Origin of the sequence: Enterobacter cloacae complex sp. IR5428 (assembly GCF_049238585.1) — a bacterium.
Lineage (GTDB): Bacteria > Pseudomonadota > Gammaproteobacteria > Enterobacterales > Enterobacteriaceae > Enterobacter > Enterobacter intestinihominis.
The window spans coordinates 84562-101623 of the sequence record NZ_JBMKHV010000006.1; the positions used below are offsets into that span (position 1 = coordinate 84562).

At 54.8% G+C, this 17062-nt stretch carries 18 protein-coding genes; 15 read left to right on the top strand and 3 right to left on the bottom strand.

Going from position 1 to position 17062, the window contains the following annotated elements; all coding sequences use genetic code 11:
• Positions 1-35 precede the first annotated feature (35 nt).
• The 6 genes from pabC (at position 36) to ptsG (ending at position 6039) form a co-directional block, all read left to right on the top strand.
• On the top strand, positions 36-845 hold the full coding sequence (gene pabC / locus ACOTXC_RS10455; RefSeq protein WP_421767622.1) for an aminodeoxychorismate lyase: 810 nt from the start codon (positions 36-38) through the stop codon (positions 843-845).
• A 2-nt stretch (positions 846-847) separates the two neighbouring features.
• Positions 848-1870 (top strand): cell division protein YceG, encoded by a 1023-nt coding sequence (gene yceG, locus ACOTXC_RS10460; protein ID WP_017384722.1) that lies wholly within the window; start codon positions 848-850, stop codon positions 1868-1870.
• Positions 1860-2501, top strand: a complete 642-nt coding sequence (gene tmk / locus ACOTXC_RS10465) for a dTMP kinase (RefSeq protein WP_022647743.1) — start codon at positions 1860-1862, stop codon at positions 2499-2501. Before yceG ends, tmk begins: the two co-directional genes overlap by 11 nt.
• Positions 2498-3469 (top strand): DNA polymerase III subunit delta', encoded by a 972-nt coding sequence (gene holB, locus ACOTXC_RS10470; RefSeq protein WP_126490368.1) that lies wholly within the window; start codon positions 2498-2500, stop codon positions 3467-3469. Before tmk ends, holB begins: the two co-directional genes overlap by 4 nt.
• A gap of 43 nt (positions 3470-3512) precedes the next feature.
• Positions 3513-4307 carry a metal-dependent hydrolase gene (locus ACOTXC_RS10475; protein ID WP_023299800.1) on the top strand — a complete coding sequence of 265 codons (795 nt, stop codon included), beginning with the start codon at positions 3513-3515 and terminating at the stop codon, positions 4305-4307.
• Positions 4308-4605: 298 nt separating this feature from the next.
• On the top strand, positions 4606-6039 hold the full coding sequence (ptsG, locus tag ACOTXC_RS10480; protein ID WP_006809245.1) for a PTS glucose transporter subunit IIBC: 1434 nt from the start codon (positions 4606-4608) through the stop codon (positions 6037-6039).
• 138 nt (positions 6040-6177) lie between these two features.
• Here ptsG and fhuE read toward each other — a convergent pair whose 3' ends face one another.
• Complete coding sequence (fhuE, locus tag ACOTXC_RS10485) at positions 6178-8367, bottom strand: ferric-rhodotorulic acid/ferric-coprogen receptor FhuE (RefSeq protein ID WP_032622149.1); 2190 nt, start codon at positions 8365-8367, stop codon at positions 6178-6180.
• Positions 8368-8720: 353 nt separating this feature from the next.
• Between fhuE and hinT the strand changes: the two genes are divergently transcribed.
• From hinT to ACOTXC_RS10525, 8 genes are all read left to right on the top strand, one after another.
• Complete coding sequence (gene hinT, locus ACOTXC_RS10490) at positions 8721-9080, top strand: purine nucleoside phosphoramidase (RefSeq protein WP_006809243.1); 360 nt, start codon at positions 8721-8723, stop codon at positions 9078-9080.
• A gap of 1 nt (position 9081) precedes the next feature.
• Entirely contained in the window at positions 9082-9456 is a 375-nt protein-coding gene (locus ACOTXC_RS10495) for a YcfL family protein (protein WP_022647747.1), read from the top strand.
• Between the two features lie 13 nt (positions 9457-9469).
• The gene (gene lpoB, locus ACOTXC_RS10500) at positions 9470-10114 is read left to right on the top strand and encodes a penicillin-binding protein activator LpoB (RefSeq protein WP_085929697.1); all 645 of its coding nucleotides are present in this window, start codon (positions 9470-9472) and stop codon (positions 10112-10114) included.
• Positions 10095-10919 (top strand): thiamine kinase, encoded by an 825-nt coding sequence (gene thiK / locus ACOTXC_RS10505; protein WP_045307947.1) that lies wholly within the window; start codon positions 10095-10097, stop codon positions 10917-10919. The genes lpoB and thiK overlap by 20 nt, the downstream gene beginning before the upstream one ends.
• An 11-nt stretch (positions 10920-10930) precedes the next feature.
• The gene (gene nagZ, locus ACOTXC_RS10510; protein WP_063163632.1) at positions 10931-11956 is read left to right on the top strand and encodes a beta-N-acetylhexosaminidase; all 1026 of its coding nucleotides are present in this window, start codon (positions 10931-10933) and stop codon (positions 11954-11956) included.
• 31 nt (positions 11957-11987) lie between these two features.
• Positions 11988-12530, top strand: coding sequence for an alpha/beta hydrolase YcfP (ycfP, locus tag ACOTXC_RS10515; protein WP_022647750.1), 543 nt, complete (start codon positions 11988-11990; stop codon positions 12528-12530).
• A gap of 236 nt (positions 12531-12766) precedes the next feature.
• Positions 12767-14071, top strand: a complete 1305-nt coding sequence (locus tag ACOTXC_RS10520) for an NAD(P)/FAD-dependent oxidoreductase (protein ID WP_022650789.1) — start codon at positions 12767-12769, stop codon at positions 14069-14071.
• A 194-nt stretch (positions 14072-14265) separates the two neighbouring features.
• The gene (locus tag ACOTXC_RS10525) at positions 14266-14805 is read left to right on the top strand and encodes a glycine zipper 2TM domain-containing protein (RefSeq protein WP_017384715.1); all 540 of its coding nucleotides are present in this window, start codon (positions 14266-14268) and stop codon (positions 14803-14805) included.
• A 59-nt stretch (positions 14806-14864) separates the two neighbouring features.
• Here ACOTXC_RS10525 and comR read toward each other — a convergent pair whose 3' ends face one another.
• The gene (gene comR, locus ACOTXC_RS10530) at positions 14865-15500 is read right to left on the bottom strand and encodes a TetR family copper-responsive transcriptional repressor ComR (protein WP_022647753.1); all 636 of its coding nucleotides are present in this window, start codon (positions 15498-15500) and stop codon (positions 14865-14867) included.
• A 245-nt stretch (positions 15501-15745) separates the two neighbouring features.
• Here comR and bhsA point away from each other — a divergent pair, with 245 nt between their 5' ends.
• Positions 15746-16003 carry a multiple stress resistance protein BhsA gene (gene bhsA / locus ACOTXC_RS10535; RefSeq protein WP_006809234.1) on the top strand — a complete coding sequence of 86 codons (258 nt, stop codon included), beginning with the start codon at positions 15746-15748 and terminating at the stop codon, positions 16001-16003.
• 76 nt (positions 16004-16079) lie between these two features.
• On the opposite strand, the gene ldtC is transcribed toward bhsA, so the two are convergent.
• Entirely contained in the window at positions 16080-17045 is a 966-nt protein-coding gene (gene ldtC / locus ACOTXC_RS10540; RefSeq protein WP_023299804.1) for a L,D-transpeptidase LdtC, read from the bottom strand.
• Positions 17046-17062 lie beyond the last annotated feature (17 nt).

Consider the following 17062-nt stretch of genomic DNA (forward strand, 5'->3'; position numbering starts at 1 on the left):
CTGCCAGACTGAGCCTCCATGCATAAGGAGCCACTATGTTTTTAATTAATGGCCTTGAGCAAGAAATGCTGCCGGCAAGCGACAGGGCGACCCAGTTTGGCGATGGCTGTTTCACGACCGCGCGTATTCTCGACGGTGGCGTGTGCCTGCTCGGGGCCCATATCCTTCGTTTACAAAAAGCCTGCGAAGCATTACTGATCCCCTTCTCGCAGTGGGACATTCTTGAAAGTGAAATGCGTCGGCTGGCGTCAGAGAAAGCAAGCGGCGTCCTGAAAGTCATTATCAGCCGCGGCAGCGGTGGTCGGGGCTATAGCGGTTCTGCCTGCCAGCATCCTGCGCGGATCCTTTCCGTTTCAGATTATCCTTCCCATTACGCGCACTGGCGTGAAGAGGGCGTAGTCCTGGCGCTTAGCCCGGTACGTCTGGGGCGAAACCCGATGCTCGCTGGCATAAAACATCTTAACCGTCTTGAACAGGTGCTTATTCGTACTCATCTTGAGCAGACGGAGGCCGGGGAGGCGCTGGTTCTTGACAGCGAAGGGTACATTACGGAATGCTGTGCGGCTAATTTACTCTGGCGGAAGGGCAGTGACGTATTCACGCCTTCGCTGGAGCAGGCCGGAGTCAACGGCATTATGCGGCAGTTTTGTTTGCAACAGCTGGCACGCGCAGGCTTTCGCGTTGTCGAAGTTAACGCTAAGGAAGAGGCGCTGCTGGTTGCCGAAGAAGTTGTTATCTGCAATGCGCTGATGCCCGTTGTCCCCGTTCGCGCTTATGACCGCAAGTGCTGGTCATCCCGCGAGCTGTTCCAGTTTCTGGCCCCGTTATGTGAGCAAACCAGGTAGTCATGAAGAAAATGTTACGCTTTGTCCTCCTTCTTATCGTTGCGTTCGGAATCGCTGGCGGAGCGGGAGTGTGGAAAGTCCGTCAGCTGGCTGAAAGTCAGATCCTGATTAAAGACGAGACGATATTTACCCTGAAAGCGGGGACCGGGCGGCAGGCGCTTGGTCAGCAGCTGTATGACGACAAAATTATCAATCGCCCACGCGTATTCCAGTGGCTGCTGCGTATTGAGCCGGACCTGTCCCACTTCAAGGCCGGTACCTATCGTTTCACCCCTGGCATGACCGTGCGCGAGATGCTGCAACTGCTGGAGAGTGGTAAAGAAGCCCAGTTTCCATTGCGTTTTGTAGAAGGTATGCGTCTGAGCGATTATCTCAGGCAACTGCGTGACGCGCCGTACATCAAGCATACGCTGAAAGATGACCGCTACCAGACCGTGGCAGACGCCTTAAAATTCGAACATCCCGAGTGGGTGGAAGGCTGGTTCTGGCCCGATACGTGGATGTATACGGCAGGCACGACGGATGTGGCAATTCTGAAGCGCGCGCACAACAAAATGGTCGCGGCGGTAGACGCTGCGTGGAAAGGGCGAGCAGAGGGCCTGCCTTATAAAGATCAAAACCAGTTCATGACGATGGCCTCGATCATCGAGAAAGAGACGGCCGTTGCTGCCGAACGTGACCAGGTTGCCTCGGTGTTTATTAACCGTCTGCGCATCGGCATGCGTTTGCAAACCGATCCTACCGTCATCTACGGCATGGGCGAAAACTACAACGGCAGGATTTCCAGAAAAGATCTGGAAACGCCAACGGCGTATAATACCTACGTGATTAGCGGCCTGCCGCCTGGACCGATTGCGACGCCGAGTGAAGCATCGTTGAAGGCCGCCGCGCACCCGGCCAAAACGCCGTATCTCTATTTTGTGGCTGACGGAAAAGGGGGGCATACGTTCAATACCAACCTGGCCAGCCACAATCGCTCCGTTCAGGACTATCTGAAGGCACTTAAGGAAAAAAATGCGCAGTAAATACATTGTCATTGAGGGACTCGAAGGGGCGGGCAAAACCACCGCCCGTAACGTGGTGGTGGATACGCTGAAATCGCTTGGCGTCGCCGACATGGTCTTCACCCGCGAGCCGGGCGGTACGCAGCTGGCGGAAAAACTGCGCAGCCTGGTTCTGGATATCAAATCCGTTGGCGATGAAGTTATTACCGACAAAGCGGAAGTGCTGATGTTCTATGCGGCGCGCGTTCAGCTGGTGGAGACGGTGATCAAACCCGCTCTGGCAGAAGGCAAATGGGTGATTGGCGATCGCCACGATCTCTCAACCCAGGCGTATCAGGGCGGTGGACGGGGTATCGATCAGGCCATGCTGGCTACGCTTCGCGACGCGGTTCTGGGCGATTTCCGTCCTGACCTGACGCTGTATCTGGACGTGACCCCTGAGGTGGGCCTGAAGCGCGCCCGTGCCCGCGGCGAACTGGACCGCATTGAACAGGAGTCTTTTGATTTCTTTAACCGCACCCGTGCGCGTTATCTGGAACTGGCCGGGCAGGACAAGACCATTCGTACCATCGATGCGACGCAATCCCTTGAAGACGTTACATGTGATATTCAGCAGACCGTTACGCAGTGGCTACAGGAGCAGCAGGCATGAAATGGTATCCATGGTTGCGCCCACACTTTGAACAGCTGATCGGCAGCTATCAGGTTGGTCGGGGGCATCATGCGTTACTGATCCAGGCGCTGCCGGGAATGGGTGATGATGCGTTGATTTACGCCATAACCCGCTTTCTGATGTGCCAACAGCCGGAAGGACATAAAAGCTGCGGTAAGTGCCGGGGTTGCCAGCTCATGCAGGCGGGCACGCATCCTGACTATTACACCCTCGAACCTGAGAAGGGCAAAAATACGCTCGGTATCGACGCGGTGCGTGAGGTCAGTGAGAAACTGTACGAATATGCGCGTCTGGGGGGGGCGAAAGTGGTGTGGCTGAAAGATGCCGCGCTGCTCACGGAAGCCGCAGCCAACGCGCTGTTAAAAACCCTGGAAGAGCCGCCAGAAAACACCTGGTTTTTCCTCTCCTGCCGCGAGCCGGAACGCTTGCTGGCGACGCTGCGCAGTCGCTGCCGTCTTCACCACCTTGCTGTCCCTCAGGAATCCTGGGCACTCGCCTGGCTTGAGCGGGAAGTGACGGTGTCACAAGACGCGGCGCTCTCAGCGTTGCGCCTGTGCAGCGGTGCGCCTGCGGCTGCGCTGGCCTTATTACAGCCCGAAGTGTGGTCCCAGCGTGAAACGCTGTGTCGTGCGGTTGAATCAGCCCTCGACAGCCATGACTGGCTGAGCGTGCTGCCAGCGCTGAACAGCGATCAGGCTCCGGAACGGCTGCACTGGCTGGCCGCACTACTGCTGGATGCGCTCAAAATTCAGCAGGGGGCTACGCTTCTGACTAACCCTGACGTGTGGGCGCTGGTCACCACGCTGGCGAATCGCCTGTCAGGGCAGTCGCTGCACGCTATCCTTCATGATATCTGCCAGAGTCGTGAACAACTTTTGACGGTAACCGGTCTCAATCGCGAGCTTTTACTGACCGACCAGTTACTGCGTATTGAACACTACCTGTAACCGGGCGTCATACCGCCGGTTTCCCACCTCTGAGAGAGACATTATGTTTTTAGTCGACTCACACTGCCATCTCGATGGCCTGGATTATCAATCCCTGCATAAAAATGTGGACGACGTGCTGGCGAAAGCCGCCGCGCGCGATGTGAAATTTTGCCTGGCCGTGGCAACCACGTTGCCGGGTTACCGCTCCATGCGTGAACTGGTAGGCGAGCGCGATAATGTCGTCTTCTCCTGCGGCGTGCATCCGCTGAATCAGGATGAAGCGTACGACGTTGAGGATTTACGCCGTCTTGCCGCAGAAGAGGGCGTAGTGGCGATGGGCGAGACCGGCCTGGACTATTTCTACACTCCGGAAACGAAACCTCGCCAGCAGGAATCCTTCCGTAACCACATCCGCATTGGCCGGGAACTGAATAAGCCGGTTATCGTTCACACCCGAGATGCGCGCGCCGACACGCTGGGTATCCTGCGGGAAGAAAAGGTGACGGATTGCGGTGGCGTACTACACTGTTTCACAGAAGACAGAGAAACGGCGGGTAAGCTGCTTGATTTGGGCTTTTATATCTCGTTCTCGGGAATTGTCACGTTCCGTAATGCTGAGCAACTGCGTGATGCGGCGCGCTATGTTCCGCTGGATCGTATTCTGGTGGAAACCGATTCCCCGTACCTGGCGCCGGTGCCTCATCGTGGCAAAGAGAACCAGCCAGCGATGACCCGGGATGTCGCTGAGTATATGGCCGTTCTGAAAGGTGTCAGTATTGAAGAACTGGCTCGCGTGACAACGGAAAACTTCGCCAGCCTGTTCCATATTGACCCCGCCCGCCTGCAATCTGTCTGATACACCTGTTATTTTTAGGCTCGTAATTAATAAGTAAAGCGAGTAAAGTTCACCGCCTCATTCGGGGCGGTGATGGCGTTTTTAGACACATCCAGACATGCTTTATGTAAATATCTGCAAGTTTTTTGGCCGTCTTGAACTGAAACGTGATAGCCGTCAAACAAACTCAGAGGGAATTATTTTACTCTGTGTAATAAATAAAGGGCGCTTAGATGTCCTGTCCACGGCGCGGTACTCCCCCCGGGCCAATGCGTGAAAACGTAAAAAAAAGCACAAATACTCAGGAGCACTCTCAATTATGTTTAAGAATGCATTTGCTAACCTGCAAAAGGTCGGTAAATCGCTGATGCTGCCAGTATCCGTACTGCCTATCGCAGGTATCCTGCTGGGTGTCGGTTCTGCAAACTTCAGCTGGCTGCCAGCCGTAGTTTCCCACGTGATGGCCGAAGCAGGCGGTTCTGTTTTTGCTAACATGCCGCTGATCTTCGCTATCGGTGTTGCTCTGGGCTTCACCAATAACGACGGTGTTTCCGCTCTGGCGTCCGTTGTTGCTTACGGCATCATGGTGAAAACCATGGCTGTGGTTGCGCCGCTGGTACTGCATTTACCTGCTGAAGAGATTGCCGCTAAGCACCTGGCGGACACCGGTGTTCTCGGTGGTATCATCTCCGGTGCGATTGCAGCGTATATGTTTAACCGCTTCTATCGCATCAAGCTGCCTGAGTATCTGGGCTTCTTCGCGGGTAAACGTTTTGTGCCGATCATTTCTGGTCTGGCCGCGATTTTCACCGGTGTGGTCCTGTCCTTCATCTGGCCACCAATCGGTACGGCAATCCAGACCTTCTCTCAGTGGGCAGCTTACCAGAACCCGGTTGTGGCGTTCGGTATCTACGGCTTCATTGAGCGCTGCCTGGTACCATTTGGTCTGCACCACATCTGGAACGTTCCATTCCAGATGCAGATTGGTGAATACACCAACGCAGCAGGTCAGGTGTTCCACGGCGACATCCCACGCTACATGGCGGGCGACCCAACGGCAGGTAAACTGTCTGGTGGCTTCCTGTTCAAAATGTACGGTCTGCCGGCCGCTGCAATTGCTATCTGGCACTCTGCTAAACCAGAGAACCGTGCAAAAGTGGGCGGTATCATGATCTCCGCAGCGCTGACCTCGTTCCTGACCGGTATCACCGAGCCGATCGAGTTCTCCTTCATGTTCGTTGCGCCGATCCTGTACATCATCCACGCGGTACTGGCAGGTCTGGCATTCCCAATCTGTATCCTGCTGGGTATGCGTGACGGTACGTCCTTCTCTCACGGCCTGATCGACTTCATCGTTCTGTCCGGTAACAGCAGCAAGCTGTGGCTGTTCCCTATCGTGGGTGCGGGCTACGCAGTGGTGTACTACACCGTCTTCCGCGTGCTGATCAAAGCACTGGACCTGAAAACGCCGGGTCGTGAAGATGCAACGGAAGACAGCAAAGCCGGTGTGACCAGCGAAATGGCACCTGCTCTGGTTGCTGCTTTCGGCGGTAAAGAGAACATCACTAACCTGGACGCGTGTATCACTCGTCTGCGTGTGAGCGTTGCCGACGTTGCGAAAGTCGACCAGCCGGGTCTGAAAAAACTGGGCGCAGCAGGCGTCGTTGTTGCAGGTTCTGGTGTTCAGGCAATCTTCGGAACGAAATCCGATAACCTGAAAACCGAAATGGATGAGTACATCCGCAACAACTAAGCTGTGATCTGGGGAGACTAAGGCAGCCGAATGGCTGCCTTTTTTATTACTCGGTTTGGGGGGCCGGGTGGCGGCTGCGCCTTACCCGGCCTACGTGATGGGTAGGCCCGGTAAGCGCAGCGCCACCGGGCTTAATACTCAGAAGTCGTAGCTCGCGCTAACCGAAACGTTCAGTGGCGCGCCATACACTACATACGATCCGACGTAGTCGTAATACTCTTTGTCGAACAGGTTGTTGACGTTAGCCTGAACAGCAAAGTCTTTGGTGACCTGATAGCGACTGAACAGGTTCACCAGCCCATAGCTGCCTTGCTCCGCGCGGGAACGTCCTGCCGGACCGCCTTCCACGTCCGTCCACACTTTGTTCTGCCAGTTTACGCCACCGCCCACGGTCAGTTCCGGCAGCATTGGCAGTTGATAACGAGTGAACAACTTCATGGTTGTGCGCGGCTGATCGGAGCTGACAGCGTTGCCATTCTTATCTTCTGCAATGTAACGCGTCGCGCCAAAGGTCAGCTGCCAGTTATCGGTCAGTGCACCGTTGAGCTCAAACTCGACCCCTTTGCTGACCACCCCGTCCAGCGATTCATAAATCGACTCACCGCTCGGCATGTAGGTATACGTGTTGCTGGCCACGTTATCCTGCTCAATGCGGAAAATCGCCAGCGAGGTGGTGAGGCGGGTATTAAACCAGTCTGCCTTCACCCCGGCTTCGTAGCTTTTACCCGTGGTAGGGTCGAGATAACGTCCACTGGCATTGCGCTTATCCTGCGGCTGGAAGATAGAGGTATAGCTGACGTAGGTCGACCAGTCCTCATTGATGTCATACACCAGGCCGGCATACGGCGTGACATCATCTTTGGTGCTTTCCAGACGTGTATTCGGCGAACCAGCGGGGTTATAGCGAATGTTGTATTGGGTGTAACGCGCCCCCAGGATCAGGTGCAACGGATCGGCGAGTGAGAAACGCGCAGAGGAATAGGCTGAAGACTGGCGAATATCATCCTTGCTGTAGAGTTTCCACGGCGTCCACTGCGGATCGGCAATGTTCCCGTTCCAGTTCTTAAAGTTGCCGACATCAACCATGCCGTATACTGCATCCGGCATGGTGTTGTCGTAATGGTTACGCTGACGGCTAAAGCTGCCGCCGAACATCATCTCGTGCTGACGGCCAAAGAGATCGAAGCCGCCGCGCAGGAAGGCATCGACCGCATCCTGTTTACGTTCCCCGCGGTTCCAGCCGCCGTAACCCACCAGGCCAGCGCCGGTCTCTTTATCCGGATAACCGGACATATACATCAGCTTAGAGTCAAAGTTGGTTTCAGCATGCATGCCGTTGATGTGCGCTTCCCAGCCATTATCGAAACGCTGGGTCAGGTTAGCGAAGATGCGGGTGCTGTCTTTATCTGAATAGGCCCAGTCAGGCGCGACGGTCTGGCTGCGATTGTAGTTGGTCTTACTTCCGTCGCTGTACCAGGTCGGCAGCCCGCCCCAGGTTGGGTCGGCGGTATGGCTTTCCTGATACTCATACCCTACAGAGAGGGTCGTGCTGTCGGTAACATCTGCATCCATCACGCCGTAGAGGAATTTCTTCCGGTAGTGGTAGTTATCCACGAAGCTGTCGTTGTCCTGATAACCCGTGATCAGACGACCCCGTACCTTACCTGATTCCACCAGCGGCGCCTGGAGATCCAGCACGTAACGCTGCTTGTCCCAGCTGCCGTAGCTGGCGGAAACGTTGCCTTTAAATTCCTGGCTGTCCGCATGCTTGCGCACCATATTAACGTACGCCGCCGGGTTGCCCGTCCCGGACATCAGGCCTGTGGCGCCGCGGACCACTTCAATGCGGTCATAAATTGCGGTATCGGCGGCGGTATCACCAAAGTTCCACACTTCACTGATGGACGTTGGAAGGTCGTCATAGGCGTAGTTGCTGACGAAAAATCCGCGTGAGTAAAATACGGTACGATCGCTGTCCTGCACCTGCGCCGTGATGCCCGTGGTGTTCGTCAGCACCTGGCCGATGGATTGCAGATTCTGGTCAGCCATACGTTGCTGGCTGATAACGCTGACGGACTGTGGGATGTCGCGGGGAACCAGCAACAGTTTGGTGCCGGTGGTGGTGGTTTTTACGCTGTAATCCTGATCCTGGCTGGCAGAAAGATCCTGTGTGTTATCAAAACCCCCATCAACGACGACGGTATCTTCGGCTGTTGAAGCAGCGAAAGCGGTGGTTGGCGTCAATGCCATAGCAATGCAGGCGGCCAGCAACGAAGGTGTTGCGGCAGGCTGACGTTGCCCATCCCTGGTGTGATTAATGAAAGACATCATCAAACCCTTAGTGAATGGTGAAGGTAGTGCGCGACAGTCCCGCTAGCACGGGCTGACGTCGTTTTCTATGTTAAAAATGCGCATGAAAATGCAAATGCGAAATATACGCATTGTGATTAACGCTGTAAACAGATGTTTCGGGATGAACTGAAATCAGGTTTCAGAAAAGAAATGTCCTAAAGCGATGCCTCTTCACCCAGATGGGCGATAATCAGGAAAGAAATAACGGGAGAAGGTTGAAAGGACAGGAGAAACTCGCTCATACTCTTGTGTTGTGTCACACAGTAAAACAGACAATGTGTGTTAACAACGGACGCACGACGCCAGATTAAACATAAAAGGAAAAGGTCATGGCTGAAGAAACGATTTTCAGTAAAATTATCCGCCGGGAAATTCCGTCGGATATTGTCTATCAGGATGAACTGGTCACGGCTTTCCGCGACATTTCTCCCCAGGCGCCGACGCACATCCTTATTATTCCCAATATTCTGATTCCGACCGTCAATGACGTTAAAACCGAGCATGAAGTGGCGCTGGGCCGTATGCTTACGGTGGCCGCGAAAATTGCTGAGCAGGAAGGGATTGCTGAAGATGGATACCGTTTGATCATGAACTGTAATCGCCATGGCGGCCAGGAAGTCTATCATATTCATATGCATCTTCTGGGTGGACGTCCACTGGGACCGATGCTGGCACATAAAGGTCTTTAATATGTTAACTGGGCGTATTGCAGCGCTGATCGTGACGCTGGTTATGGTTGGGTGCAGCGCGCGTCCCGCCATCCCGGTCAGTGAAGAACAGACGCTGGTGATGGAGTCCTCAGTGCTTGCTGCGGGCATCACGGCGGAAAATCCTTCGTTGACCATAAGCGAAATCCAGTCTTCTGCCTCCTCTACGCTCTATAACGAAAGGCAAGAGCCAGTGACGGTGCATTATCGCTTCTACTGGTATGACGTGAGAGGTCTTGAGATGCACCCGCTTGAGGCGCCGCGTAGCGTGACGGTCCCGGCAAGATCGTCGGTCACGCTCTACGGCAGCGCCAGTTATCTGGGTGCACATAAGGTGAGACTTTATCTTTATTTGTAAGGAGTGAACCTTGATTAAAACAATGAGCCGTTATGCGCTCCTGAGTGCGTTCGCACTCTTTCTGGCAGGCTGTGTGACGCGAACGGAAGAACCTGCACCGGTGGATCAGGCGAAGCCGGGAACGGAACAGCCGACCACACCGGCGCAACCTGTTCCAACCGTGCCGTCTGTACCGACTATTCCTGCGCAGCCTGGCCCGATCGAACATCCGGACGATACCGCGCAGCCTGCGCCGCGAGTGCGGCACTATGACTGGAACGGCGCGATGCAGCCGATGGTGGGCAAAATGTTGCAGGCACAGGGCGTTACGCCTGGCAGTGTGCTGCTGGTGGACAGCGTGAACAACCGTACAAACGGTTCCCTGAATGCGGGAGAAGCGACGGAAACCCTGCGCAACGCGCTGGCAAACAACGGTAAATTTACGCTGGTCTCAGCCCAGCAGCTCGCGGTCGCCAAGCAACAGCTTGGTCTGTCGCCTCAGGACAGCCTGGGTTCGCGCAGTAAAGCGATTGGTATCGCCCGCAACGTTGGCGCGCAGTATGTCCTTTATTCTAACGCGACAGGCAACGTGAACACGCCGTCGTTGCAGATGCAGTTAATGCTGGTTCAAACCGGCGAAATTATCTGGTCAGGTAAAGGTGCCGTTACGCAACAATAAGCGCACGCGTCAGGATGTCCTGACGCGTTATTTCCCCCAGTACCGTGTTATCGCGCCGCAAGCCCCCGTCGGGCTTGGCGGCGCGAGTTGCATTATTGAGCGTGGCGACCATCGGCTGGTTTTACGTCAGCATCACGATGCCGCCGCGCCTGCCGCCCATTTTCGTCGCCAGTTCCGCGCCCTGAAGCGCCTTCCCGCCGACCTTGCCCCGAAACCTCATCTCTTTATCAGGGACTGGATGGCAGTGGCGTTTATTGCGGGTGAGATCAAAAGCGAGCTTCCCGATACGCCCACGCTGGCAGCCATGCTGTATCATCTGCATCGACAGCCGCGTCTGGGCTGGCAGGTGACGTTACTTCCATTACTGGATAGCTATTGGCAGCAGGCTGCGCCTGGACGACGCACGCCCTTCTGGCTGGCGCAGCTTAAGCGGCTGCGTAAAGCGGGAGAGCCGAAGGCGTTACGTCTGGCGCCGCTGCATATGGATGTCCATGCGGGGAATATCGTTCATACCACGGCGGGCGAGAAACTTATCGACTGGGAATATGCCGGGGACGGTGACGTGGCGCTTGAACTCGCTGCGGTCTGGATGCCTGATGAGGCTTCGCGCGTGCAGCTGATAACCGCCTATGCCCGAAACGCCAACATAAATGTACTCACCCTTGCGCGGCAGGTCGCGCGCTGGCGTCCGTGGGTGCTGATGCTGATGGCGGGATGGTTTGAAATGCGCCTTCAGCAGACAGATGACGAACAATTTATTGCGCTGGCAAATGATGCCTGGCGTCAGTTACAAACGAAAGGATAAGAGAGGTTGGTGTGGGTCCAGTAATGTTGGATGTTGAAGGGTTTGAGCTGGATGCGGAAGAGCGCGAAATTCTGGCGCACCCGCTGGTAGGGGGGCTGATTCTTTTCACCCGCAATTATCACGATCCGGCGCAGTTGCGCGAGCTGGTTCGCCAGATCCGCGCGGCGTCACGCAATCGCCTGGTGGTGGCCGTCGACCAGGAAGGTGGACGCGTGCAGCGTTTCCGCGAAGGGTTTACCCGTTTACCCGCCGCACAATCTTTTGCTGCGCTGCTGGGTACTGAAGAGGGCGGTCAACTGGCGCAGGACGCAGGCTGGCTGATGGCCAGCGAGATGATCGCCATGGATATCGATATCAGCTTCGCCCCGGTGCTGGACGTAGGACACATTAGCGCGGCAATTGGTGAGCGTTCGTATCATGACGATCCACGTATCGCGCTGGCAATGGCGACGCGCTTCATTGACGGTATGCACGATGCGGGCATGAAAACCACCGGCAAACATTTCCCTGGCCACGGGGCGGTGACGGCGGATTCCCATAAAGAAACCCCGCGCGATCCGCGCCCGGAAGCAGACATTCGCGCTAAAGATATGTCTGTTTTCCGCTCGCTGATTACCGATAACAAGCTGGACGCTATTATGCCTGCGCACGTCATCTACAGTGACGTTGATCCGCGTCCGGCCAGCGGCTCTCCGCACTGGCTTAAAACCGTGCTGCGTCAGGAGTTGGGCTTCAATGGCGTTATTTTCTCTGACGATTTATCCATGGAAGGGGCGGCGATCATGGGAAGCTATGCCGAACGTGGGCAGGCTTCGCTGGATGCAGGTTGCGATATGATCCTCGTCTGCAATAATCGTAAAGGGGCGGTGAGCGTGCTGGATAACCTGTCGCCGATCAATGCTGAACGTGTTACACAATTGTATCATAAAGGTTCATTTAGTCGTCAGGAGCTGATGGACTCGGCGCGCTGGAAATCGGTAAACGCCCGGCTTGAAGCCCTGAACGAGCGCTGGCAGGCACATAAAGCAGCCCTTTAATTCATCCCGGAAGGCGTAGCGTGGTGAGACGATGATCATTTATTTACACGGTTTTGACTCAAACAGTCCTGGTAATCATGAGAAAGTGCTGCAATTGCAGTTTATCGATCCGGATGTCCGGCTGATCAGTTACAGCACGCGTCATCCGAAACATGACATGCAGCATCTGCTTAAAGAAGTGGACAAAATGTTGCAGCTCAATATCGACGATCGTCCGCTGATCTGCGGCGTGGGGTTGGGGGGATACTGGGCAGAGCGCATCGGTTTTTTGTGCGATATCCGTCAGGTCATTTTTAATCCTAACCTGTTTCCAAACGAAAACATGGAAGGCAAGATTGACCGTCCGGAAGAGTACGCCGATATCGCAACAAAATGCGTGAGCAATTTCCGCGAAAAGAACCGCGACCGGTGTCTGGCGATCCTCTCCCGCAACGATGAAGCGCTGGACAGCTCCCGCGCTGCCGAACTTCTGCATCATTACTACGAAATTGTCTGGGATGAAGAGCAGACCCACAAGTTCAAAAATATTTCCCCGCACTTGCAGCGTATTAAGGCCTTTAAGACGCTGGGCTGAACTCCCTGAACATGACAAAGGCCCGGTACGTGAAAGCGTGCCGGGCCTCTTTTTTGTCAGAGTTGTCTACTTTTAAACCATCAAAACTTGATACATATCAATTTTGGTATGACCAATGCGCCTGACGTGCTATTCTCAATGAATCTGAATGGTTTCAGCGCAGTAACCTGTTGTTAATTAAGGGTTATTTATATAACTTTTAATTAACAATTGGTTAATAATTTGAGGGGGTCACGTTGACTACGCCATTGAAAAAGATAGTGATTGTCGGCGGTGGTGCTGGCGGACTGGAGCTGGCGACGCAGCTGGGTAAGAAACTGGGTCGCGGTAAGAAAGCCAAAATCACGCTGGTGGATCGTAACCACAGCCATCTGTGGAAGCCGTTACTGCACGAAGTGGCGACCGGGTCGCTGGATGAGGGCGTGGATGCGCTCAGCTATCTGGCGCATGCGCGTAACCACCACTTCCAGTTCCAGCTGGGTTCGGTGGTGGATATCAATCGTGAAAACAAAACCATCACGCTGGCTGAGCTGCGTGATGATAAAGGCGAGTTGCTGGTTCCTGAGCGCAAGCTGGCCTATGACACGCTGGTGATGGCCCTGGGCAGTACCTCCAATGATTTCAACACCCCAGGCGTAAAAGAGCACTGCATCTTCCTGGATAACCCGCATCAGGCGCGTCGTTTCCATCAGGAGATGCTTAACCTGTTCCTGAAGTACACCAACAACATGGGTGCTAACGGCAAGGTCAACATTGCTATCGTGGGCGGCGGCGCAACGGGCGTTGAATTATCGGCGGAGTTGCACAATGCGGTCAAACAGCTGCACAGCTACGGCTACAAAGGGCTGACTAACGAAGCGCTGAATGTGACGCTGGTGGAAGCAGGTGAACGCATTCTGCCTGCGCTTCCGCCGCGTATTTCCGGCGCGGCGCACAACGAGCTGACCAAACTGGGCGTGCGCGTGCTGACCCAGACCATGGTGACCAGCGCGGATGAGGGCGGCCTGCATACCAAAGACGGCGAGTACATCCAGGCCGACCTGATGGTCTGGGCTGCGGGGATCAAAGCGCCTGATTTCATGAAAGATATCGGTGGGCTGGAGACAAACCGCATTAACCAGCTGGTGACAGAGCCGACGCTGCAAACCACGCGCGATCCGGACATCTTCGCCATCGGCGACTGTGCCTCCTGCGCACGTCCGGAAGGCGGGTTTGTGCCTCCTCGCGCCCAGGCCGCGCACCAGATGGCAAGCCTCGTGCTGCATAACATCCTGGCGCAGATAAAAGGCAAACCGATGAAAGCCTATGTCTACAAAGACCACGGCTCTCTGGTGTCGCTCTCAAACTTCTCCACCGTGGGCAGCCTGATGGGTAACCTGATGCGCGGCTCCATGATGGTGGAAGGGCGCATCGCCCGCTTCGTGTACATTTCTCTGTACCGTATGCACCAGATTGCGCTGCACGGCTACTTCAAAACCGGCCTGATGATGCTGGTTGGCCGCATCAACCGCGTTATCCGCCCACGCCTGAAGCTGCATTAATTTCTCCCTCCCTCCGGGCTCTCCGGAGGGAATTCTTAGCACATCATGCTGTGCATTTCGCTCCTGACGCTTAAGAGTTCTCTTAAACAGACGCTATCCCAGCTCATCCCGCGGTTTTTTGATCCTTTATCTTATTGGCGAAGCGTTTATTGCGCTGCAAAATTGCTACCAATTGCAACAAAGGAGGAAGTCCCGTGAATAAATCAATGTTGGCGGGTATAGGGATTGGCGTCGCAGCTGCGTTAGGTGTGGCTGCCGTTGCCAGTCTGAACGTACTTGATCGTGGCCCGCAGTATGCGCAGGTGGTTTCCGCTACACCGATCAAAGAGACGGTCAAGACGCCTCGTCAGGAGTGCCGTAATGTTTCTGTCACCCATCGTCGTCCGGTTCAGGATGAAAACCGTATCGCTGGCTCCGTGCTGGGCGCGGTTGCTGGTGGGGTGATTGGTCATCAGTTTGGTGGTGGCCGTGGTAAGGATGTCGCGACGGTAGTTGGTGCGCTGGGTGGCGGTTATGCCGGTAACCAGGTGCAGGGCGCGATGCAGGAAAATGATACCTACACCACAACGCAGCAGCGCTGTAAAACCGTGTATGACAAGTCTGAAAAAATGTTGGGCTACGACGTAACCTACAAAATTGGCGATCAGCAGGGCAAAATCCGCATGGATAAAGATCCTGGTACGCAGATCCCTCTCGACAGCAATGGTCAGCTGATACTGAATAACAAAGTGTAAAAAAGATGTTCTCTGAACTTAGCTCCTCATGCGCTCAGGCTGAGGAGCTTTTTTTTGCGTCAGAGTTTAAGAAGTTCAGGCCACAGGCGCAGCGTTGTTTGCGTAATCCCCTGCAGTTTTTCCAGCGTCGCGCCTTCACGGGCGCTGATGGACATCCCCTGTAGAATACAGCTCAGATACTGGGCCAGCTCCTGCGGACGGCAATGCGCCGGAATTTCACCGCGCTGCTGGCGTTGAGCCAGAAACGTGCTGAGCGTCTCCTCCTGCATCGCATGGCGCGATTTGACCGTGTTGGCAATCTCTTTCGACGATGCCGCGAGGGTCGCGGAGGTGTTGATCATAAAACAGCCCGCGGGCGTGTCTTTACTGGTAAAGCAGGTTGCGACTGCGCAGAAATAATCCTGCAATGCCTGCTCAACCGTTTTTTCTTCACAGAATAGCTGGGCTTCGTGTTTTGCCGCGAAGCGCGAGATGTATCTGTCCAGAACGGCCCGGAATAAGCCTTCTTTGTTGGTGAACTCTGCGTACAGGGTAGGGGCTTTCGCGCCCGTTGCTTCCACCAGGTCGGAGAGCGACGTGGCTTCATACCCATGCTGCCAGAAGAGCGTCATGGCCTTATCGAGCGCCGCATCCCTGTCGAACACTTTTGGTCGGCCACGGCTTTTCTTTGCGCAACGCGTGACATCGGTTGTCATGTGCCGTTGGTCCTCTGTTGTTTTGTTGAATAGTCATTATAAAAATAAACGTCTGCGACGACCAGCGGTGATTTCTTAAAAATAATTTAATTTTATCTTTATGAAATATAAGGAAAATGAAATTAATTTAACGACCATTATAAAAATGGGTTGACGTGTGACCTGGATCACATCTATCATTTACCTATCGATCGTTAACTAAATAACTAACGACCACTACATCATCTGCCCAAAGGTATAAAATCATGAAAAACGTTAAAACCCTCATCGCTGCCGCCGTTCTGAGTTCACTCTCTTTCGCAAGCTTCGCTGCTGTTGAAGTGCAATCCACTCCAGCAGACCAGCAGAAAGTCGGTACCATCTCTGCCACTGCCGGGACTAACCTCGGCTCTCTGGAAGATCAGCTGGCACAAAAAGCTGACGAAATGGGTGCGAAATCATTCCGCATCACCTCTGTGACCGGTCCTAACACCCTGCACGGTACCGCAGTTATCTACAAATAAGCGTAACGCAACCCTCCGTTATGCCACTGCAAAAAAAAACGCCCTGCTAATGCAGGGCGTTTGTCGTTATTACCGTTTACATTGACTGCTGAGCAACCTCATGATGCCGCGTGACATCGGTTGGCATCCCGGAGCGCGCTTCCATCGCCCGCTCCATCACTGCGCCATCGGTGTTTGCATTCGTTTTAAAGCTCACCATCGAGGCATTCAGATTAATCGGCAGCGTCTGCGGATCGTCATTAATGTTTTTCGATAGCGGCTGGTGGATCTCAACCAGACGGACGCCACCCGGCTCTTCAGACACTTTAATCGGCGTATTGATGATATTCACTTTCGTGCCAGGGGCGATCACGCGGTAGAGCGTTTTGATGTCGTCATCGCGCAGGCGAATGCAGCCGGAGCTGACGCGCATCCCGATCCCAAAATCCGCATTCGTTCCGTGCAGAAGATAAACCCCACCGTAGGCCGCCAGGCGAATTGCATGGTGCCCCATCGGGTTATCCGGGCCAGCAGGCACCACGGCAGGCAGGTCGATACCTTGAGCTTTATAACGGGCGCGAATGTTTGCCGTCGGGGTCCAGGTTGGATTAGCGCGCTTATCAGAGACGGTGGTGACCATGGTAGGGGTCAGCGTATCGCCCCCCAGTTGACCAATACCGATAGGGTAAACGGTAACTTCGTTCTTGCCCGGCGGGTAGTAATACAGACGCAGTTCGGCGAGGTTAATTACAATGCCCTGACGCGGCGCGTCCGGCAGGATGGTTTGCAGCGGAATCGTCAGTACGCTGCCCGCCCGGGGCACATAGGGATCTACGCCCGGGTTGGCCTGCAACAGCGCCAGGAACCCGACGTTATATTTTTTAGCAATCGCTTCCAGCGAACCGCCATCGTTTTCAACCACGTGAAAGCGGTTTTCACCTACGACGTTGCTGCCGGCGGGCGGAAGAGGCCAGGTATTTGCGCGAGCAGGGAGCGCGACGGCAACCGTCGCGGCCAGCGCAACCACAGTTAACCAGCGGGTAAAACGCGAAGAAATCATCATTATCATAATCCATACAA